The sequence below is a fragment of the Paraburkholderia sp. 2C genome, from assembly GCF_054589215.1.
Map to the genome: position 1 here is coordinate 707,317 of NZ_BAAILL010000036.1, position 19,090 is coordinate 726,406.

General features: G+C 66.1%; 20 protein-coding genes. 11 read left to right on the top strand and 9 right to left on the bottom strand.

All coding sequences use genetic code 11. The features are described 5' to 3' along the window. From ACYPXD_RS15865 to ACYPXD_RS15910, 10 genes are all read left to right on the top strand, one after another. Nucleotides 1-589 (top strand): FHIPEP family type III secretion protein (locus tag ACYPXD_RS15865; protein ID WP_459712928.1); only part of this gene is annotated, 589 nt, incomplete at its 5' end. Nucleotides 590-606: 17 nt separating this feature from the next. Continuing rightward, entirely contained in the window at nt 607-1,389 is a 783-nt protein-coding gene (gene sctP / locus ACYPXD_RS15870; RefSeq protein ID WP_459712930.1) for a type III secretion system protein SctP, read from the top strand. A 21-nt stretch (nt 1,390-1,410) separates the two neighbouring features. Beyond that, a complete protein-coding gene (gene sctQ, locus ACYPXD_RS15875; protein WP_459712932.1) occupies nt 1,411-2,532 on the top strand; it encodes a type III secretion system cytoplasmic ring protein SctQ in 1,122 nt (373 codons plus the stop codon). Then, the gene (gene sctR, locus ACYPXD_RS15880) at nt 2,519-3,175 is read left to right on the top strand and encodes a type III secretion system export apparatus subunit SctR (RefSeq protein WP_459712934.1); all 657 of its coding nucleotides are present in this window, start codon (nt 2,519-2,521) and stop codon (nt 3,173-3,175) included. The genes sctQ and sctR overlap by 14 nt, the downstream gene beginning before the upstream one ends. A gap of 11 nt (nt 3,176-3,186) precedes the next feature. Then, complete coding sequence (gene sctS, locus ACYPXD_RS15885; protein ID WP_459712937.1) at nt 3,187-3,450, top strand: type III secretion system export apparatus subunit SctS; 264 nt, start codon at nt 3,187-3,189, stop codon at nt 3,448-3,450. Continuing rightward, nucleotides 3,447-4,547: a helicase gene (locus tag ACYPXD_RS15890; protein ID WP_459712939.1), complete on the top strand. Its 1,101-nt coding sequence runs from the start codon at nt 3,447-3,449 to the stop codon at nt 4,545-4,547. The genes sctS and ACYPXD_RS15890 overlap by 4 nt, the downstream gene beginning before the upstream one ends. Nucleotides 4,548-4,671: 124 nt before the next feature. Continuing rightward, nucleotides 4,672-5,730, top strand: coding sequence for an HrpD5 family protein (hrpD5, locus tag ACYPXD_RS15895; protein WP_459712941.1), 1,059 nt, complete (start codon nt 4,672-4,674; stop codon nt 5,728-5,730). 53 nt (nt 5,731-5,783) lie between these two features. Next, on the top strand, nt 5,784-6,044 hold the full coding sequence (locus ACYPXD_RS15900; protein WP_459712943.1) for a type III secretion system protein: 261 nt from the start codon (nt 5,784-5,786) through the stop codon (nt 6,042-6,044). 171 nt (nt 6,045-6,215) lie between these two features. Further along, nucleotides 6,216-6,422: a hypothetical protein gene (locus tag ACYPXD_RS15905; RefSeq protein WP_459712945.1), complete on the top strand. Its 207-nt coding sequence runs from the start codon at nt 6,216-6,218 to the stop codon at nt 6,420-6,422. 115 nt (nt 6,423-6,537) lie between these two features. Beyond that, nucleotides 6,538-6,993 (top strand): molecular chaperone Tir, encoded by a 456-nt coding sequence (locus ACYPXD_RS15910; protein WP_459712948.1) that lies wholly within the window; start codon nt 6,538-6,540, stop codon nt 6,991-6,993. 77 nt (nt 6,994-7,070) lie between these two features. Here ACYPXD_RS15910 and ACYPXD_RS15915 read toward each other — a convergent pair whose 3' ends face one another. Genes ACYPXD_RS15915 through sctC form a run of 4 tightly spaced genes read right to left on the bottom strand, consistent with a single transcriptional unit; the run spans nt 7,071 to nt 12,206 of the window. Continuing rightward, entirely contained in the window at nt 7,071-8,504 is a 1,434-nt protein-coding gene (locus ACYPXD_RS15915) for a type II/III secretion system family protein (protein WP_459713364.1), read from the bottom strand. A 5-nt stretch (nt 8,505-8,509) separates the two neighbouring features. Further along, nucleotides 8,510-9,286, bottom strand: coding sequence for a response regulator transcription factor (locus tag ACYPXD_RS15920; protein ID WP_459712951.1), 777 nt, complete (start codon nt 9,284-9,286; stop codon nt 8,510-8,512). Nucleotides 9,287-9,325: 39 nt separating this feature from the next. Then, entirely contained in the window at nt 9,326-10,399 is a 1,074-nt protein-coding gene (locus tag ACYPXD_RS15925) for a sensor histidine kinase (RefSeq protein ID WP_459713367.1), read from the bottom strand. Nucleotides 10,400-10,436: 37 nt separating this feature from the next. Then, nucleotides 10,437-12,206, bottom strand: coding sequence for a type III secretion system outer membrane ring subunit SctC (gene sctC, locus ACYPXD_RS15930; RefSeq protein ID WP_459712954.1), 1,770 nt, complete (start codon nt 12,204-12,206; stop codon nt 10,437-10,439). A 64-nt stretch (nt 12,207-12,270) separates the two neighbouring features. Here sctC and ACYPXD_RS15935 point away from each other — a divergent pair, with 64 nt between their 5' ends. Beyond that, the gene (locus ACYPXD_RS15935) at nt 12,271-13,371 is read left to right on the top strand and encodes a type IV pilus twitching motility protein PilT (RefSeq protein ID WP_459712956.1); all 1,101 of its coding nucleotides are present in this window, start codon (nt 12,271-12,273) and stop codon (nt 13,369-13,371) included. Nucleotides 13,372-13,487: 116 nt separating this feature from the next. Here the strand turns inward: ACYPXD_RS15935 and pilV are convergent, their stop codons facing one another. From pilV to ACYPXD_RS15960, 5 genes are all read right to left on the bottom strand, one after another. Continuing rightward, the gene (gene pilV, locus ACYPXD_RS15940) at nt 13,488-15,140 is read right to left on the bottom strand and encodes a shufflon system plasmid conjugative transfer pilus tip adhesin PilV (RefSeq protein WP_459712958.1); all 1,653 of its coding nucleotides are present in this window, start codon (nt 15,138-15,140) and stop codon (nt 13,488-13,490) included. Further along, complete coding sequence (gene pilM / locus ACYPXD_RS15945) at nt 15,133-15,612, bottom strand: type IV pilus biogenesis protein PilM (RefSeq protein WP_459712961.1); 480 nt, start codon at nt 15,610-15,612, stop codon at nt 15,133-15,135. The genes pilV and pilM overlap by 8 nt, the downstream gene beginning before the upstream one ends. Before the next feature lie 49 nt (nt 15,613-15,661). After that, a complete protein-coding gene (locus ACYPXD_RS15950; RefSeq protein WP_459712963.1) occupies nt 15,662-16,219 on the bottom strand; it encodes a type 4 pilus major pilin in 558 nt (185 codons plus the stop codon). Between the two features lie 93 nt (nt 16,220-16,312). Then, on the bottom strand, nt 16,313-17,389 hold the full coding sequence (locus tag ACYPXD_RS15955) for a type II secretion system F family protein (protein ID WP_459712966.1): 1,077 nt from the start codon (nt 17,387-17,389) through the stop codon (nt 16,313-16,315). After that, a complete protein-coding gene (locus ACYPXD_RS15960) occupies nt 17,379-19,088 on the bottom strand; it encodes a GspE/PulE family protein (RefSeq protein WP_459712969.1) in 1,710 nt (569 codons plus the stop codon). Before ACYPXD_RS15960 ends, ACYPXD_RS15955 begins: the two co-directional genes overlap by 11 nt. Nucleotides 19,089-19,090: the final 2 nt, after the last annotated feature.

Consider the following 19,090-nt stretch of genomic DNA (forward strand, 5'->3'; position numbering starts at 1 on the left):
CCACGCGCATCTGTTCCTCGGCATCCAGGAAGCGCAATGGATTCTCGACCAGCTCGGCGAAGACTATCCGGGGCTCGTCGCGGAAGTGCAGAAAGCGCTGCCGCTGCAGCGGATGGCCGACGTGCTGCGACGTCTGCTCGAGGAAAACGTGCCGATCCGCAATATCCGCAGCATCACCGAGAGCCTGATTGTCTGGGGGCCGAAGGAAAAGGACATGCTGATGCTGACCGAGTACATCCGCATCGACCTCGGCCGGCTGATCGCGTTTCGCGCCACCGGCGGGCCACGCGACCTGCCGGTGGTGCTCGTCGACGTGCAGGTCGAACAGCATATCCGGCAGTCGATCAAGCAGACGCCGACCGGCAATTTTCTCGCGCTGCCGCCGGATGAAATCGGTCATCTGGTCGGCAAGATCGCCGCGCTGGTCGGCGACGAGCCGCAGCAACCGATCGCGCTTGTCTCGTCGATGGATATTCGCCGCTACCTGAAACGGATGATCGAGTCGCGCATCGCGTGGCTGCCGGTCTACTCGTACCAGGAACTGGGCGCGCATATCGATCTGCAGCCGGTCGGCCGGCTCACGATGTAAGCGCAAGGAGCACAGCCATGCATCCGTCTTCCGTTCATCGCGCGCGCATCGTCGAAGCACCCGCTGCGCACGCTCACGACACGCGCCCGCTAGCGTCGCCGCAGTTGCGACGGCAGGCCGCGCTGTTCCAGGCGCATCGCGACCGCCTCGCCGCTGAAGAAAGCGCGAGCGCGCACGAGCCCGACGCCGCGCCGGATACTTTCGCGCAAGCCGATGCGTTGACCGACATGCGGCCCGACGTGCCGCTCTTTGCCGAGCGCGTCGAGTCGGACCAGCAACACACCCCCGACGACGGCGCAAGCGACGACGATGGCGACGCATCCGGCGAATCGGGTAGCGAAGACTCCGGCACGCCCCATCGCGCCGTTGCGGACACGCGAGACGGCGGCGCGACGCCGCAAATGCACGTCGACGCGCGGCTGCACCCGGTGTCGGGCCCGCGCGCGGCCGGCCCGCGTGCCGAGTCGTCCAGCGCCGCGCACGACGCAACCGAAGACCCGCCCGCGCCGGCTCGCGTGGTCGATTTCATCGTGTCGCGCGTCGCCGGTTTCTGCGCGAATCCCGCCGTGCTCGCGCGCGGCCACTGGCACATCACGATCGCGATCGACCCCGCGTTGCTGCCCGGCTGCAAGCTGAGTCTGACGCTTTCGCATTTCGCCCTCAGCCTTCGCTTCGATCTGAGCTGCGATCATTCAAGATACCTAATCTCGCAACATGAAGCGTCGCTGCGCGATCGCCTCGACGAGCTGATGCAGTCCCGCTCCGACGGCCCGTACAGCATCGACATCATCGTGACGTAACACGACATGAACCACGAGCCCATGCAACCCGACCACCACGCCGCCGTACCCGAACCGATGCCGGCGCCGCCGCTTGCGCTGCCCGTTTCGCTCGATCCCGCCCGGCTGCCCGCGCTCGCCGCGGCAACCGCGCGTCAACACCGGCTCGCCACCGACGAACGGCTCGCCGCGCTGCTCGCGCATACGCTCGGCATCGCGGGCTGGAGCGTCGGCAGCCGCGATGCGCTCGACCCGGCGCGCGCGGCGATCGTGCAACTGCGCTGGGGCGTTCACAGCGCGTCGCTGCGCATCGATCTCGCGCAGCACGCGAGCCTCGAAAGTGTCGCCGGCGCGGCGGGCCCCGCTCACGCGGGCCTGCGCTCCGCGCTCTGCGCGATCCTGCTCGAACCGCTGACGCGCGCCTTCGCGACCCTCGGCATCGACGGCGTCGAAGTCGTGTCGCTCGGGCGCGCAACCTCCGCTCGCGCCCGCACCGAGTGCTGCGCGCTCGCGTTCCGGCTCGGCGTACAGCGTATCGACGCGGTGCTCGAACACATCGACGACGGCTGGCTCGACGTGCTCGAACAACTGGTCGCGCAGCAATGCATGCCGTTCGCGACGCACGTCAGCGAGATCGCGGTGCCCGGCCGGCTGCTGATCGGCGAGAAGGCGATCAGCGTCACCACGCTCGATTCGCTGCGGCCGGGCGACATCATCCTCCGTGCGCTGCCGCCGGCACTGCGCGCACTGCTGCAAAACGACACGCCGTCGGTGCCGATGCAGCTGGTCTGGGGCCGCTACGGCACCCGCCAGCTGCGCGTGCGCGCCGACGTCTCGAAGCAATCCCTAACCTTGATCGAGGATCCGACCATGACCCATGACACGCAGTTCAGCGCCCCGCTTTCCGACACGGCCGACATGCCGGTCGACATCAGCCAGCTCGACCTGCCGCTCAAGCTCGAAATCGACACGGTGTCGCTGCCGGTCGCGCAGTTGTCCGCGCTGCGCGCGGGCTACGTGCTCGAACTGCCGACCGCGCTTCCCGATGCCCGCATCCGGCTCGTCACGTATGGCCAGACGATCGGCTTCGGCGAACTCGTCACGGTCGGCGACCATCTCGGCGTACGCCTCGTTCAGCTGTCCCAAAGCCATGGTTCAGTTTAGCGACCTCACCGGACTGCTGATCGCCGTCGTCGCGATCAGCCTGATTCCGTTTATCGCGATGGTCGCGACGTCGTACGCGAAGATCGTCGTCGTGCTCGGGCTGTTGCGCAATGCGCTCGGCGTCCAGCAGGTGCCGCCGAACATGGTGCTGAACGGCATCGCGGTGCTCGTCACCGCGTACGTGATGGCGCCGATCGGCATGCAGGCGATGCAGAACATGCAGAGCATGCATCGCGCGCCCGGCGCCGACGCGTCGGCGGTCGTGCTCGACGTGTTCGACGCCGGCAAGGAGCCGTTTCGCGCGTTCCTGAAAAAGCATGCGCACGAGCGGGAAAAACGCTTCTTCGTACGCTCGGCTGCGGCGATCTGGCCGAAGGACATGGCCGCGAAAGTCCACGACGACGACCTGATCGTGCTTGCCCCGGCCTTCACGCTGACCGAAATGGCCGACGCATTCAAGATCGGCTTCCTGCTGTACATCGCCTTCGTCGTCGTCGATCTCGTGATCGCGAACGTGCTGATGGCCATGGGCCTGAACCAGGTCCAGCCGACCAACGTCGCGATTCCTTTCAAGCTGCTGTTATTTGTCGTGATGAACGGGTGGTCGACGTTGGTTCACGGCCTTGTCATGACCTATCGTTAAACGGCCGCGCCATGGAAACCGAAACCCTGATTCGCCTCACCACCGAAGGACTGCTGCTATGCCTGTCGGTATCGATGCCCGTGGTCGTCGTGGCCGCGCTGTCCGGACTCGGTATCTCGTTCGTGCAGGCGATCACGTCGATGCAGGATCAAAGCATCTCGTATGCGGTGAAGCTGGTCGCGGTGGTCGCCACCGTGCTCGTGATGGGCGCGTGGGGCGCCGCCGCGATCCTGCGCTTCGCCAATGAGATCGTCACGCTCGCGGTGCCGTCATGAGCACGCGCATCCACGGCGGCGACCACCACCACGCCGAACAGGCGGCGCACGACGCGCATACCGGCGACGAACACGCGTCGCAGGCGCTCACAGGACAGGCGCACACGTCGCGCATGACCATGCAGCGTACGAAACTGCGCGCGAAGATCCAGCACAACAAGGCGCAAGTCGCCGCGTTCTACCGCAACAAGCGCTTCGCGACGTCGCATCACAAACCGCCGTCGGCCAGCGCGCAAAAGCTCGTGCGCCAGCTCGGCCAGCGGCCGCGGCCGGGGCAGTCCGCCAAAGGACGCGGCAAGGACGGCGTCGCGCGCGATCCGCGCGAGGACAGGCACGCGCGCGAGGACAATCAGAAGCGCGACGAGAAACACGAGCACAGCCGCGACCAGCACGGTCACGAGCACGAGCATCAGCGGCGCGATCAGGATCAGAACCAGGGTCAAGGACGCGGACAAGGCCAGTCGCGGCAGCAACAGCAACAACAACAGCCGCAGCAACAACAGCAACAGCAGCAGCAAGGACCCTCACAACGCGACGGACAGCCGCGCGAGCGCCGTGAGAAGCCGCCGAAATTCGCGCTGAAGGTCGGCAGGATCCCGGCAGTGCCGGCGCTGCCCACCGGGCTGCGGTCGATCGCCGAGCGGCACGGCGCCGCGCCGGACCTGCCGCACGTGCTGGCCACCGCGTACACGAAGGCGGTGGTCGGCCTCACGTCGCAGATGGAGCTCGGCCCGCTGCTGGCGCCGCTGCTCGTGCTCAACATGTCTTCGCGGATGACGTTGAAACGCGACCCCGAGCGGCTGAACGCGCAGCGCACGATCGCGCACCGGGCTGAAGCGGGTGGCGCGGGCGCCGCGGGTGCGCCGGCGAAAGCGGCCGCGGCCTGCATCATCGGTCAGTCGCTGGACATGACGCTCGCGCGGCAACGCTTCGCAATCGAGTATTCGGATGACGAACAGTCTCTGGCGATGGTCAAACAGTACCTGCTGGACGCAACCCGAAATACATCGGCTTCCTCTGCGAACAGCAGTTCGGATGCTTCGCGAAATTCTCAGGAAGTTCGCGTCGCCCCGCCGGGTAGCGGAACCGGCACCTAGACTGACGTCAACTGATGAAGCTTCGCAGGAGGCCTGAATCACGCGGCCGGGCACGACCCGGCGCCGTCAGGCACGATCAACCAGGCAGCCATCGCACAACGTCGGACCTATGGGAACCACCAGCATGAAATCACTGCGAGTACTGACCGGCGCTCATGCAGGCGCCCAGATCCGCTTGACGCAGGGTTCCTACCGGGTCAGCGCGGCCGACGATGCGGATATCTGCATCGGCGACTGGCGGGAAGACGAAGTGACGCTGACAGTCGGCGGCGACGGTGTGGCGCGCGTGCATTCGCACAACGGCGACGAGGTGCTGGTCGCCGACTTCATCGCGGTGCCGTTCGGCGACGTCGTGCTTTGCGTCGGCCCCGACGACACGGCCTGGCCGCGCGATCTCGATCTGCTCGCCGGGCTGTGGAAAACGGCTGAGCCGGCAACGCCTCATGGTGCGGATGCGCACGGCAACGCGGACGGCGATGGCAACGTCAAGGTCAACGTCGACGGCGGCACGCCTGCGGATGATCTCGCCTCAGCGGCACCGCGTACGCTGGGCTGGCGCGCCGCGGCGGTCGCGATCGCCTGCACCGCCGCGATCGGCGGGCTGACGACAGCCGGGATCATGCTCGCCGGCACGCAACCGAGCGAGGCCGCGTATGTGAAAGTCGACGCCGATGCGCTGTCGAAGCAGGTAACCGAAGCGCTGCATCGCGCCGGGCTCGCCGATCTCAACGCGACGGCGCGCGACGGCAACGTCGAGGTTACGGGCATTGTGTCCGGCACGGACGATAGCGTGAAGGCGCGCCGCATCATGGACGACCTCGCGCGCGGCAAGGTGCTGAAGGCTTACGACGTCGCGCAACAGGACGTCGACGACATCCAGCAGTCGCTTGCCGGCACCGGCGCACAGGTCAGTTATGCGGGCAAAGGCGTGTTCCGGATCAGCGGCAAAGTGAAGTCGATGTCGAGCTTCCGCGAACGCGTAGCCGGTGTGCGCGCGGACCTGGACAGCAACATCCGGCGCGTCGACGTGGACGTGAAGGAAGCGCGCTCGCCGATACCGGACATCGAATACACCGAGGTGGTTGCGACCGGCGGACTGCGCTACATCGAGACGCCCGACGGCACCAAACACCTTTTCGACAGCGCAGGCAGCGACTCAGGTAACCACTCAGGTAACGACTGAGCCAACCACTGAACCAACAACTGAACCCCAGGCAACCGAACCCAGGAACCGACATGTACGACGCATTGCTACCCATCGCCCAGGACTTGAACACGCTCGACGCGACACTGGCCGCGCCGGACAGCCATCAGCGCGTCGCGCGCATCGCGGCGGCGTTCGACGAAACGGCGCAGCGCATCAGCGCGGCGACGCAGTCCGCCGCCGACGACACCGCGCGTATCGAGCTGCAGAAGCTGTACCGCGGCATGATCGCCGCGCGGCGCATCGTGCTGACGCTCAGCGAGCGGCGCAGCGCGCGCAATACCGCGTACTGATGCGCCGCCGCGCCGCTGTTGCGCGTGCAGGGGTGCGGATGTGCAAATGAGCAGGTGCAGTACCCTGGTTGAACATCAGCCGCTTGAATTTCAACCTTTTTTAACCGGCAGTGACTTTCGACTCTTTCAGTAGCCGTACTTTCAACCGCAACTTCACCACAGGAGAGCAACATGTCCTCTATCACCAGTTCGGGCGTCCAGGACGCCGGCAGTCTGAATTCGTCGATGATCGGTCAGATGCAGCAGATGGCCGACCAGAACAACGCGATGACGATGGCCAGCATGCAGATCAACATGGAGCAGCAGGAGACCTCGGCGGTCGCCTCGGTCGGCAACAACGGCACGAAGAATATCGCCGATGCCGCGAAGGGCCAGTAAGCGTCGCAACCACGCCGTTGCTCCACCACCGCGGGCACGGAAACGGGAACGGTTGTTCCTCGCTCCGTGCCTCGCGCTTTCTTCGATCCACTAGCCGCCTGCCGCCACCCACACCATGAGCCGGGAACGTTACGTCGAACTGATTCACGAAGTCTGTACCGCCGTCGGCCTGCCCGACGCCGAGCATGTGGTCGAGACCCAGACGCTCGAGATCGAAGGCTTCGACGTGCGGCTCGATCACTACGAGACCGACCCCGGTTCGATTTACGTCTGCTTTCACTATGGCGCGGTGACCGCCGGACGCACGCTCGTCATCTTCCGCATGATGCTGGAAGCCAACCTGCTGATCTACGCGCAGGATCAGGCGCAGTTGTGTCTCGATTCCGACACCGGCAGCGTCGTGCTTCTGGTGCACGTGCCGATGGGCCCGGAGATTACCGGCGAGTATCTCGCGGATGTCTTCGCACACTATGCGGAGCATGGGCGCTACTGGCAGAACAATATCCTCGAATCCGCCGACGAGATGTTCGAAGGCATCGCATCGGGCAACTATATGTGGCTGCGCGCGTAGCGCAGCGCGCGCTGACCGGCCGTGATCGGCTACAAGCGGCCACAAGCGGTTGCAGTCGACCCGAACCCGGCGGGCGATCAACCCGCGATACGCGGGATCAGCAGCACGAGACGCCGTGGCGCTTGCGGATCGTCCGACAGCGGCGCCGCGATCGCGAGACAGTCGCCGGGCGCGACGCTCGTCTCGACAACGCGATGTTGCCGTGCGCCTTCGCCGCGCCCCAGTTCGATGCGCAAGCCGATCGGCGCGGCCGGCGCGGCCCCGCTCACCGCCGGCTGGACCGACATCCACAGATCGGGCGCGGTATCGCTCATATCGTTCGCGTTGTTCGCATCGTTTGTATAGCCGGCTTCGTCCGCCGCGTGACCCGAGCCGTCACCCACGCGCTGCGCAACGCGCGCCTCGTGCCGGTCGATCACCGCGGCCGAACGGTCGAGCGTCAATGCCGTGCGCGCGATTTCGAGCCGCGCATGCCGCGCCGCTTCGAGCGCGTCGAGCTGCGCAAGCAATGCGTGGCCACCGCCCGCAACGGTTGCGAATACCGGCTGCGCGGCGGCATCGGCTGCCGTCATTTGCGCCGGCAGCATCGGCTGCAGGCCGGCCAGCGCGCGCGGATCGATATCGACAACCCATGTCTGCACGGACACCACAGCGGGCCGCACATCGAGATCGGCAGCGAGCATGCCGTCGCCGTCGATGCGCTCCGGCTTGTCGCGTATCAGGATCGAGTTGGTCACCGCGTCGGCTTCGATCACCGGCAGCGGCGCATCGAATTCGACGATCGGGTCCGGCTGCGCGTCGGCGCCCGGCGCATCGGCACCCGGCGCGTCGGCGCCCGGCGCAGCCGCGTCGGGCGAGTTGCCCGCACGACGCTCGAAGCGCCGGCGCAGCAGCGTCGCCGCGCCGGGCACGGTCAGCGTGCGGCCGTCGAAGGCGCGGGTCTGGTCCGCCGCGGTGGCAATCGCTAACCGGATCACGCGCACTGTCGTGCGTGTGCGCGCGCGTGCGTCGCCCTCGAAACGCTGCGCGGCGTCGCGAACGTGTTCGACATACGAAGCCGGGCCGTGCACGCGCAACACGCGTGCGGTACGGTCGACCTCGGGCGGAAAATGCGTGTCTGTGACGCGCGCCCGATCGAGCGCCGCGAGCAGCGCGTCCGGCGTGATGAAATTCGGCCTGATCGCGATGCGCTGCTGCTCACCGGCCGTCGATACTTGCAACACCGCGCCGTCGTAGTACCAGACGAGCCCGTACGTGTTGCACAACGTATCGAGAAACTGTTGCGGCGGCATCGCGAAGCGCCCGCTGACGACGCCCGCGACGGCCCCGCTGATGCGCAGCGGCAGATGCTGACCCGCGGCGAACACGCTGAGCGCGTCGGCCACGCTGCTGCCGTTCGTCGCATACACGTAGCGGCCGCCGCTCCAGTCGACATTCGCGGCGTGCGCATGCGCCGCGGCAACCAACACGGCCGCGCCCACGGCGCGGCAGATGAGTTTGCGCACAGGCATCGCGTTCATGACAGGGAAGCGGACCCGTTATCCGCCGCGGCCCGGTTATCGTCCGGTTTCCCATCGGCGTCGGTATCGGGTTTCAGCGTCAACCGGTAGCCGGTCGCATAGACCGACTGTACGTTCCAGCCGATATCCGCAGCCTTCAGCTTCGCGCGCAGCCGGCTCACGTACATATCGACCGACCGGCTCTGCACCGCCGCGTCCCAGCCCCAGACCACGCTCATCAGATCCTGGCGCAGCACGACGGCGCCCTGATGCCGCGCGAGATGCCACAGAATGTCGAATTCTTTCGTGCCGAGCGCGAGCGCATGGTCGCCGCTCACGAGCGAGCGGGCCTGCTGGTCGAGCACACAGCCCTCGAGCATCATCTTGCGTCCCTGCACGCTGGTGGGCGTCGCGCGGCGCAGCAGCGCACGCACCCGCGCGAGCAGCACCTGCCGGTCGAATGGCTTCACCAGATAATCGTCCGCACCCGCGTCAAGAATCCGCACGATGTCCGATTCGTCCGAATGCACGGTCTGGAAAATCACCGCCATCGATGACTGCGAGCGGCCGCGAATCTTGTGCAGCAGGCGCTCGCCCGACACGCCCGGCACATCCCAGTCGAGAATCGCCAGATCGGCCCACTGGTCGGCCAGATACTGTTGCGCTTCGAGTCCGTTCTGAAACCCGTCGACGTGATAGCCCTCGGCCCTCAACCACGCGTTGAGCAGCATATGGTGAGCGATGTCGTCCTCGACGAGCAGAATGCGCATCGGTCTGCCTGCCATCAATTTCATCGTCGAACCTCGATCAAAGTAAGCGCAGCGTGCGCCGCATCAGCTACGGCGCGCCGCATGCAGCGCACGATCCGCATCGACCAGCGATGCGGGCGCGCTTTTCGCCGCGCCCGGATTCAGACACGGCAGCCGCAACACGAACAGCGTACCGCCGGAGCCGTTCAATTCGGCATACAGCGACCCGCCATGCAGCTCGACGATCTGTACCGCGAGCTTCAGGCCGAGGCCGAAACCGGTCGCCGTTTTCCTGCCGAGCTTTTCGAAACTGGTCAGACGCGCGCCCTCGACCAGCCCCGGCAGCCCGCCCGCGCGATCGCTGACCAGCACTTCGACGAAACCGCCTTCGAAGCGCAGCGAAACCGTCACCGCCTCGCCGCGGGTCGACGCGCGCACCGCGTTGTCGATCACGTTCTGGATCGCGCGCGCGACGAAGTTGCGCATGCCGCTCACCCAGACCGGCGCACTGTCCGACAGCCACAACTGCAGCGCCACGCCGCAGTAAAGCGCGGTGACTTCGAGCTGCAGGATGATCTGGCGCACCGTCGCGCGCAGATCGAAACGCTTGAAGTCGCGCGCATGCAGATGTTCGGCCACCGACGTGAAAATAAACTGCTCGCCGAGCGACAGCACATAGTGCGCAAGCTGTGTGATCTGTTGCATGCCGCCGCAGCGCTCGAACGCGTCGGAATCGGTCGCATCGAGTTGCGTCAGCGCGCTGATCGAATTGAGCGGCGAGCGCAGATCGTGCAGCAGGAAACGCAGCGACATCGCGCGTTCGTCGACCGCGCGCGCGAACGGCGTCACATCGTTCACGGTCACCACCGTGCCGCCCACGCCCGGCGCCTCGACAGCGCCGGCCTGCAACCACAGCGTGGTCTCGTCGACGCGCACGTCGATGCCGCGCGCGAGGTCGGCCGGGCGCAACACCTCGGTCATCGCGAAGTGTTCGCTGATCGCGTCGGCGAAATCGATGCCGGCCGGCAGCGGCATTTGCAGCATCGCGATCGCACGCGCGCTCGCGTCGAGCACTTCCCCGGCGGCGCCGAGCGCGACGACGCCGCACGGCAGGCCGCCGAGCAGCGCGCGCGTGCGCCGCGTTTCGCCGTCCGACAGGCGTGGCTCGAGTTCCAAGGTCGACTCCTGTTCGCGCTTACGGTGAAATAACGCGCGGAGACAGCAGGAACAACCGCTCCATGTGGCTCTTCGAATGGCTATCGGTTCTGAACAGCGCACCGATCACCGGGATTTTCGACAGCCCCGGCACGCCGGTCACGCCGTTCGAATCGCTATCCGCGCGATAGCCGGCGATCAGCAGCGCCTGCCCTTCGTCGATAAACGCCTGTGTGCTGATATTGCTGCGCTGGATCACCGGCAGGTTGCCGACCGTCTGCGACGTCAGCTCGCCGTCCTGAATCGCGACATCGAGTTTGATATGCGTCTGTCCATTCTCGTCGACGACCATCGGCAGCACGCGCAGCGAAATGCCGGTCGACACGCTGTACAGATCGCCCGCCGTATAACCCGACACCGGCACGAAGAACTGCGTCTTGTTGTCCATCACCGCTTCGATGTTGTTCAGCGTCACGACCTTCGGACTCGCGTCGACCTTTGCCGCATTGCTCTGCTGCAACGCCGAGATGCGCGCCATCAGATAGCGGCCCGCGTCGCCGAGCACCGCCGCGACCGACGCGCCCGCCGGCGACGCGGCCGCGAGCACATTGCCCGGCAGCGACGTCTGGCCGAAGTTCTGCGTGATCGTGCCGCCGTTGTACGTGCTTTGCGGCAGTTGCCCGTTGCCGGTCTGCACGTCGAGATGGCTGTTATGCAGGGTCCAGTCGATGCCGAGCTGCTGTAGCGCGTCGTCGTCGATCTCGATGATGTGCGCCTCGATTTCGATCAGTTGCGGCTTCACGTCGAGGCGCTCGATCAGCTTGTCGTATTGCGCCATCCGCTCGCCAGTGTCGCGAATCACGACCGAGTTGGTGCGCTGGTCCGCGACGATCACCGGCAGCGTTTCGTCGGGCATGCTCGCGTGACTCGTATCCTGCTGCGGCTGCGGCGGGCCACCGACCGCTTCGAGCACGGCCGGCGACGGCTGGCCGGTCAGGCCGCCGAGCAGCCCCTTGCCCGACGAGCCGCCCGGTATCGGCGGCGGAACGTAAGGGCTCGTGTACGTGTTGCCCGCCGCGTCGGTCATCGGCGTCTTGCGCGTGACGCCGTCGGCCGGATGACCGGCGCCGTTCTTTTCGCCGTGCTCCTTGCTCGCATGCGGATGGTAAATGCCGTTCAGCACCGACACGACACCTTGCAGCGTCACGTCCTGGCCATCGATCGTCACCGTCCGGTCCTGCGCCCACGCGTGATTGAGCGGGAACACGCGCACCTGCGTGCCGCCGCGGCGCGCCTCGTTCGAATCGAGCCGGTCGGCGATCTGCGTGACCATCTGCACATAGCGCGGCGGGCCGCTGACGAGCGCGGTGCCCTGCGCGCTGTCATAGACGATCGGAAACCGCTCGTCCGCGATATGCATGCGCTCGAGCGTGTCGCCCAGCGCCGCGGTGCTGGCCGTATCGAGCTTCACCAGCGTGCTTTGCAGGTCCGACGCGGGTACGATGTCGAGCACCTCGCCGTCGTAGTACCAGACAAAGCCGAACGACGCCGCCAGCATGTCGAGAAAGCGCCGCGGCGGCAGATGAAACTTGCCGCTCACATTGCCGCTCACGCCCTGCGCGATGCGCGTCGCGATGCCCTGGCTCGCGCCGAAATCGCGTAACACGTCGTTGATATCCTTGCCTTCGGCCGCATAGTCGACGTTCGACGATTTCCAGTGCACTTGCGCCGCCTGAACGGCCGGCGCGATCGAGCCGAACGCAAGCGATGCGCATAAGGCGGCGGCGTGCAGCTTCGCGGTCCACTTCATGATGGCTTGCCTGATAGTTTCATGTGAGAATTTCCTATCCGATCTCTTTCGACAGGCATTGACGATGACCGTCCCGAACCACGAACGCCGCGACCTGACCCGCGAGATTCTCGATCTGATCGACCTGCGCCAGACCTTCACGGACATCCACATCGAGCAGGACCGTCCGATCATGATCAAGGCGCCGCGCGGCTGGCTCGCGGTCGGCGAAGAGCCGGTGCTGTTCGACGAGATGACGCCGACGCTCGCGTCGATCGAACCCGAATGGGAAGCGCTCCTGCAGCATGGCGCGATCGACCGGCCGTTCGTGCTGACGCGCTGCCGCCTGCGCTGCAACATCTACCGCACGTACGGCGGGCGCAAGCTGGTCATCTCGATCCGCCGGCTGCCGCTGCAGCCGCTGCCGCTCGACAGGCTCGGCCTGCCCGCGTATATCCGCTCGATGATCGACAGCGCGAAGGGCCTCGTGCTCGTCACCGGCCCGACGGGTTCCGGCAAGACCACGACCATCGCGTCGATGCTCGATCACATCAACCGCTCGCGCAACAGCCACATCATCACGATCGAACAGCCGATCGAATACGAACTCGAAAGCCATACGTCGATCGTGTCGCAGCGCGAGGTGCCGATCGACACGCCGAGCTTCCCCGCGGGGCTGCGCGAAGCGTTGCGGCAAAAGCCGGACGTGATCATGGTCGGCGAGGTGCGCGACCCGGAAACCGCCGAAACCGCGCTGCAAGCGGGCGAATCGGGGCACCTCGTGCTCGCGACGATGCATACCGGCAGCGCGATCGGCACGCTCACGCGCCTGCTGTCGTTCTTTCCGCTCGAGCAGCGCGCGCGTTACGCGGCGTCGCTGGCCAATTCGCTGATCGGCATCGTCTGCCAGTGTCTCGTACCGACCGTCGACGGCGAGAACTTCGTACTCGCGAGCGAGCTGCTGTTCAACAACACGCAGCAGGTGAGCGCGCTGCTGACGGACCCGGCGAAGCTGCCGTTCGTCACGGACTTCATGAAGCGCAAGGAAGACAACATGTCGCGCCTGCTGAACGACCACCTGGCGAGCCTCGTCGCGAAGGGCCAGTGCTCGTCGCGCGACGCGCTGCGCATGACATACAACCGGATGGAACTGCACGAACTGCTGCAAACGCTCGCGCCGCATTGAGCGGCGCATTGAGCGGCCGGCGCGCGGCGGCTTGCGCCGTCGCGTTCGCGTTCGCATGGGCGGCTGCGTTTGCATCCGCAGCGGCGAGTGATATTTGCGCTGTGCCATCCGGTCGCTCAGTAATAGGAGTTGATCGACCATCCGGCCGCGATCGGCGTATTCGGAATGTACTGGTTCGATACGCCGCAAAAGCTGCTTTGCCAGGGCGTCAGAATCGTGTCGGGCGTATACGTGGCCCAGTTCGTCGTCACGACAACCTTGTACGTGCCGGGGTTGCCCGCCTGGGTCAGGCTATTGTTGATGCCCCCGGAATCGTTGTTGAGCGTGGGGCTCTGGCTTTCGATGTGCGCGATCGTGTTGTTGTTGCTGTCGAGCACATCGACGTCCTGCGAGATCTGCGCCATCGCGGCCGCACTGCGCCCCGGGCATGTGCCGTCGTTCAGGTGAGCCCATGTCGACGCGACGATAATGCCGGGCTTCTCGAGTGTGACGCTGGTCTGGTACGCGTACGAGTAAGTGCCGTTGGCCGAGTTGTACGCGAACGGCGCGGCCTGATAATTCGACCCCGGCGGCCCGGAGCAAGTCGTATAGTCGCCGGCGCCGGGCGTCGCCATCAGCATCATGCAGCCGGTGGTCGACGACACGAGATCGATTTCCGATTGGGTCTGCCACTTGCCGTTCACGCACGACAGCACGCGGCCGGTCTTGTCGGTCGTCACCGGCGTCGTGGCCGGCGGGGCGGAAGCCGCGGCGTCGCTGCAACTGTTGCCCGCGACCGCCGTGGCGCCCAGCGCGAGGTTGCCCTGCTCGTCCACCGCGAGCGCCTGCCATTTGCTGCCGTTGAACGTGTACGCGCGATCGGTCGCGAGCGTGATCGCGACGTCTCCGGTGCGCGGCAGCGGCAGGCCCGTCAGCGCGGCCGCGTTCGCCACCGGCCCGCGCCAGTGATACGACGCCTGCGGCTCCCATACGCCGTCGCAATTCAGCACATTGCCGAAGCTGTCGGCGGCGATCGCGCCGAGCTGGCCGCACGCCGCGTAATCGGTCTGCGCCGCGAGCACGATCGGCACCTGCATCGTATTCGCCGCCGGGTTGCCCGGCACGCCGACCCGATACAGGAAATCCGCGTTCTGCTGCTGCGTGCCGTTCGAGAACACGAGGCTCGCGAGATGCCCGACGCCGGTCTTGACGCCCGAGCACGATGCGCCCGCCGGGTTCGGCGCGCTCACCGACCAGCTGCCGTATGCGCCTTGCGCCGCACCCGCGGTTTTGCTCATCGCCTGAATCGAACCGCCGCCCGTACCCGCATTCGCCGCGATATAGCCGAGTTGCGGATCGGCGATGGTCTGGCCGCCTTCGGTCACGAGCAGCGCCTGCAATGCGTTGCCGGCCGCGTTCGAATAGACGAGCAGGCAGGGCGACTGCCCGTACGCGTTCTGTGCGCCGGTTGCGGCAGGCAGGTAGGTCGATAGCTGGTACGGCGCGCCGTTGAGCTTCACGACCACCGGCGCGGTGGACGTCGCCTGCGCCAGCAGCGCCTGATAGTTTTGCTGGATCAACTGCTCGGCCGCTCCCGCGAGCTTCGACTGATAAAGCGCCGCCTGCTGCGCGCGCGTGTCTTCCATCGACGAATTGATCATCGTCGTCACGCCCGCGACCATCAGCGCGGTCAACGCGAGCGCGGCGAGCAACTCGACCATCGTGAAGCCGCGTTCGCGGCGAGACCGCCGCGCGGCGCGGCGTGCATGCACGACCGGAGTGTCATTCATACGCTTGTGCCATCCATACCGGGACGCCGTTCGGCACGCTGCCGGCAACGCCGTCGGGTAGTGCAACCGGCAGATTGCCCGGCGACACGACCGTCTGGTTGAACGCGACACCCGCGAGCGCCGAACCCTGCGCGAGCTGCTCGATCTCGGGCACGACGCTCCCCGCGCTCGCCGACGCCGCGTAGATCACGACGAGGCTGCCCGCATAGTCCGCATCGGGCGCGACGTAATTGCGCCAGACCGGGTCGGGCGTGCTCGACGCGAGATACGGTTGCAGGCTGCCCGGCGGCACGCTGCCGGAAAACCCCGGGTTCGCGACCGCGAACGCGACAACCGCCTGCCGGTACTGGCTCATGTTCATCGCGAGATTCTGCGTCGAGACGCTCGGCGTGGACGGCGCGGTCTCGGCGCTGACGAGCGCATACCCGCCCGCGAGCATGCCGAAGGTGACCGCGATCCAGAACAGATACATGATCTCGCTCTACGTGGTGGACGATAGATGGATGAACGCGGTAAGACGATCAGGACGAGGTCCAGATGAGGTCGTTCGCACTGCCCTTGCTGCAATTGGTCTGCGCAGCGGTCGGACTGACTGGCGGCGTGAGAGCCGCAGCATTGACACTGACCGAGTTCCAGCTTCCACCGGCAGTGACTGCATTGATGCAGACGCTCGTCGGGACATTCTTGTATTCGATCGTGAACGTGCCTACCGCGGCGCTTGCCACAGTGACGCCCCCGCCCCACGTATTGGTCGCCGTGCCATCCGATGCGACCGGGATCGTGCTCGGAAATACGCCCGCACTCTCCAGCACACTGTTGGTCACGCCCGTGTACCCGTTCGCCTGCCCCATATACAGCTTCTTCACGCCCGTCTGAATCGCGTTCACCTGCTCCGCGAGTTCATTGGTTCCCGCGCTGCTGAACGCACCATTGAGCAGCGCGACCGCGCCGATCACGACAATCGCCGCGATCCCCAGATAGGCGATCGCTTCGAGCAGCGAAGCGCCGCGTTGCGCGCCTCGCGAACGCCGCCGCATACGCGCGGCGAGCGAAGGAACGACGGTTTGCTTCTGCTTCATGTTGCTCTCCTTGATGAACGGACGCCCCTGCCGTCAGGCTTCGGGCTGATTCGGATAACGGACATACGGCACACAATCGATTACAGAACACCCTCAATGGACAGTACGAGACAAAGCGGCAATTTCCTGTTGAATTCCGAAGAAGCCTGCGATCAGCCACGACAGCACGAGCGCGAGCGTGATGATCGCGACGCCGTTGACGACGCGCATCTGCGCCTCGATCGTCTCGACGCCTTCCTGCATCCATTCTTCGGCAAGCGTGCGCAACGCCTCCGCAAAGCCTTTGTACTCGGCGTACACGCACAGGTCGTCGACAATCGCCGGCGACGGAAACCGGTAACCGGTGTTCTTCATCGCCTCGCCGACGTTGAGCCCGGACTTCACGCCGAACAGCATGTCGTCGATCCGCTCGCGCAGCCACGGCTTCGCCGTATCCGCGAGCCGCGTCAGCGATTTCTCGACGGTGAAGCCCGCGGTCTGCAGCGACGAAAACGCGACGAGGAAACCGGAGCCGACGATCAGCCGGTAAATCGAATACGGCGGATAGCGGTCGAGCAGCACGCGCGTGCGGCCGGACCAGCGCGGCATCGAATAGAACAGCAGCACGATGAGCACCGCGAACAGCAGGACGACATAGATCATCCCGCCCTGCACGAACTGCGACAGCGAGTAGAGCGAATACGCGACGCCGTGCCAGCGATCGGGACTGACGATCTGCGTAAAGCGCGGAATCACGAGCTTGCCGAACAGAAACAGGTATCCGACCGTCATCACGAGAATCGCGGCCGGATACGCAAGGCCGCCGACAATCGCCGCGCGGACGCGGCGCCCCGACGTCACGACGCCGGTGACGGTCGTCAGCGACGTTTCGAGGCGCCCCGACTGTTCGCCGGCCATGACGATCATCTGTTCGGTGTGCGGCACCCACCACTGCATCGCTTCGGACAGCATGCCGCCGTTCTGCACGACGCGGCGCCAGTCGGCCAGCACGACGGCCTGCGGCTCGTTCGGCTTGCGGCCTTCGGACGATGCGCGCAATTCGAGCTCTTCGAGCACCTTCAGAAGCGGCAGTCCGTTCGCCAGCATCTTCGCGATCTTGCGGTAGATGCGCAGCCGCACTTGCGTCGTCAGTTGCAGGCGTGCCCAGTGGCGGTTCAGGTCAAACGCCATCGCCGGCTCCGTGCAAAGCGGCATGCCTGTCCGCCACACTGGCGGCACCGGCCGCCGGCAGCAGTCCGACCACACGCTCGGCCATGCGAGGATCGACAAGACCGGTCGCGACCTTTTCGACCGCATGTTGCGCAACCGTCTGGCCGCCGAGTTCGCGCAGCCAGTATTCGTGCGCGGCGGCCTTGTGCCCGCTGCGCAGCAGTTCGCACAGCGTCGCATCGGTATGGATCACTTCCGCGACCACCGTGCGGCCGATCGTGCCGTGCCCGCAATACGAGCAGCCGGAACCGGCAATGCGCACGTGCTCGAAACGCGCGCCGACCGCATCCTTGACACGCGCGACAAAACCCGGATCGAGTTCGCGCAGCGCATCGGTCAGCGGCCTGGAACAATGAGGACACAGCAGCTTCACGAGCCGCTGGCTGATCAGGCCGGTGACCAGCGACTCATCGGTGACCATCGCCAGCGGCAGACCGAGATCGGTCAGGCGGTCGACAATCGCCAGCGCGCTGTTCGCGTGCACCGTCGTCCACACCTGGTGGCCGGTCATCGCGGCGCGCAACGCGCTTTGCGCGGACGCGCGGTCGCGCATTTCGCCGATCATGATCGTATCGGGGTCGAGCCGCATCGCGTTCGCAATCGCCGCCGCGAACGCAAGCGAACGCGCTTCTTCGGTCGTCGCGTTGACGACCGGTGTCTGCACGGCGCCCGCGATCGGATACTCGACCGGGTCTTCGACGGTGATCACATGCGTCGAGCCGGCCATCGCGCGGATCTGTCCGGTCAGCACGCGTTGCAGCGTGGTCGATTTCCCGGAGCCGGTCGGCCCGCTGATGATGTTCATTCCATGCGGCCGCTGCGCGAGCAGATCGAACGCCGCCGACTGCGCGCGCGTGAAACCGAGCTGCGTCAGATCCGTCGATTCGCCCGCATCGTTGTACAGCAGACGCAGCACCATCAGGCTGCCGGTGCTAGTCGGCGCGGTCGCGATCCGCACGCCGAACAGACGATCCGGCAGCTTGTCCCGATCGCCGATGCTCGCGTCCTGCCGCTCGGTCGGCTTGTACGTGTTATCCGACACGTTTGCCATCGCCGAATACAGCGTGGCCAGCAGCCGTTCGCCGTATTCGCGGGTCTGCTCGCCGATCCGCGTCAGCTCGTTGTGAATCCGGAACAGGATCTCGGTGTTGAAGCGGTTCACGCGAATGTGAATGTCCGACGCGCGTTCGTCGCATGCGCGCGCGATCAGGTTCTTCGCGACCACCTGCATCTGCGTGTGATCGACACGCTCGGCCGTGCCGTCGCGGCGCTGGCCCTGATACGCGCGCCGCACGACGTCGAGGCTCACGAGCCGCGTCGTGTAGCGGTAGTTCAGGCGTTCGAGCCGCGCGCAATACGACAGCACGAACGGATTCATGTCGTGCCCTTCCGCGACGAGCAGACTGCCGTCTTCGAGCAGGCAGACGAACTTGCGCTCTTCGCCGCTCGCGGCGAACGCACCGCTGTCCGATAGCGGCCGCGTCGCCGCCGCGACCGGCGGCTGCGCCTGCGCGGGCGCGTGAACGAGCGGCGCGGACTGCAACGGCACCACGTCCGTCGCCGGCGCGAGCTGGGGCGCCGCGGCGATCCCGAGCGTGCGCGGCAGCGGCACGCGAGGCGTCGGCTTCAGGATATTGCCGGATTGCGGGAAGGAACTCATCG

Excerpts from the sequence above, each read along its gene's own strand:
- sctP (WP_459712930.1), top strand. The coding sequence starts at position 607 with ATGCATCCGTCTTCCGTTCATCGCGCGCGCATCGTCGAAGCACCCGCT.
- sctQ (WP_459712932.1), top strand. The coding sequence starts at position 1,411 with ATGCAACCCGACCACCACGCCGCCGTACCCGAACCGATGCCGGCGCCG.
- sctR (WP_459712934.1), top strand. The coding sequence starts at position 2,519 with ATGGTTCAGTTTAGCGACCTCACCGGACTGCTGATCGCCGTCGTCGCG.
- sctS (WP_459712937.1), top strand. The coding sequence starts at position 3,187 with ATGGAAACCGAAACCCTGATTCGCCTCACCACCGAAGGACTGCTGCTA.
- ACYPXD_RS15890 (WP_459712939.1), top strand. The coding sequence starts at position 3,447 with ATGAGCACGCGCATCCACGGCGGCGACCACCACCACGCCGAACAGGCG.
- hrpD5 (WP_459712941.1), top strand. The coding sequence starts at position 4,672 with ATGAAATCACTGCGAGTACTGACCGGCGCTCATGCAGGCGCCCAGATC.
- ACYPXD_RS15900 (WP_459712943.1), top strand. The coding sequence starts at position 5,784 with ATGTACGACGCATTGCTACCCATCGCCCAGGACTTGAACACGCTCGAC.
- ACYPXD_RS15905 (WP_459712945.1), top strand. The coding sequence starts at position 6,216 with ATGTCCTCTATCACCAGTTCGGGCGTCCAGGACGCCGGCAGTCTGAAT.
- ACYPXD_RS15910 (WP_459712948.1), top strand. The coding sequence starts at position 6,538 with ATGAGCCGGGAACGTTACGTCGAACTGATTCACGAAGTCTGTACCGCC.
- ACYPXD_RS15915 (WP_459713364.1), bottom strand. The coding sequence starts at position 8,504 with ATGCCTGTGCGCAAACTCATCTGCCGCGCCGTGGGCGCGGCCGTGTTG.
- ACYPXD_RS15920 (WP_459712951.1), bottom strand. The coding sequence starts at position 9,286 with ATGAAATTGATGGCAGGCAGACCGATGCGCATTCTGCTCGTCGAGGAC.
- sctC (WP_459712954.1), bottom strand. The coding sequence starts at position 12,206 with ATGAAGTGGACCGCGAAGCTGCACGCCGCCGCCTTATGCGCATCGCTT.
- ACYPXD_RS15935 (WP_459712956.1), top strand. The coding sequence starts at position 12,271 with ATGACCGTCCCGAACCACGAACGCCGCGACCTGACCCGCGAGATTCTC.
- pilV (WP_459712958.1), bottom strand. The coding sequence starts at position 15,140 with ATGAATGACACTCCGGTCGTGCATGCACGCCGCGCCGCGCGGCGGTCT.
- pilM (WP_459712961.1), bottom strand. The coding sequence starts at position 15,612 with ATGTATCTGTTCTGGATCGCGGTCACCTTCGGCATGCTCGCGGGCGGG.
- ACYPXD_RS15950 (WP_459712963.1), bottom strand. The coding sequence starts at position 16,219 with ATGAAGCAGAAGCAAACCGTCGTTCCTTCGCTCGCCGCGCGTATGCGG.
- ACYPXD_RS15955 (WP_459712966.1), bottom strand. The coding sequence starts at position 17,389 with ATGGCGTTTGACCTGAACCGCCACTGGGCACGCCTGCAACTGACGACG.
- ACYPXD_RS15960 (WP_459712969.1), bottom strand. The coding sequence starts at position 19,088 with ATGAGTTCCTTCCCGCAATCCGGCAATATCCTGAAGCCGACGCCTCGC.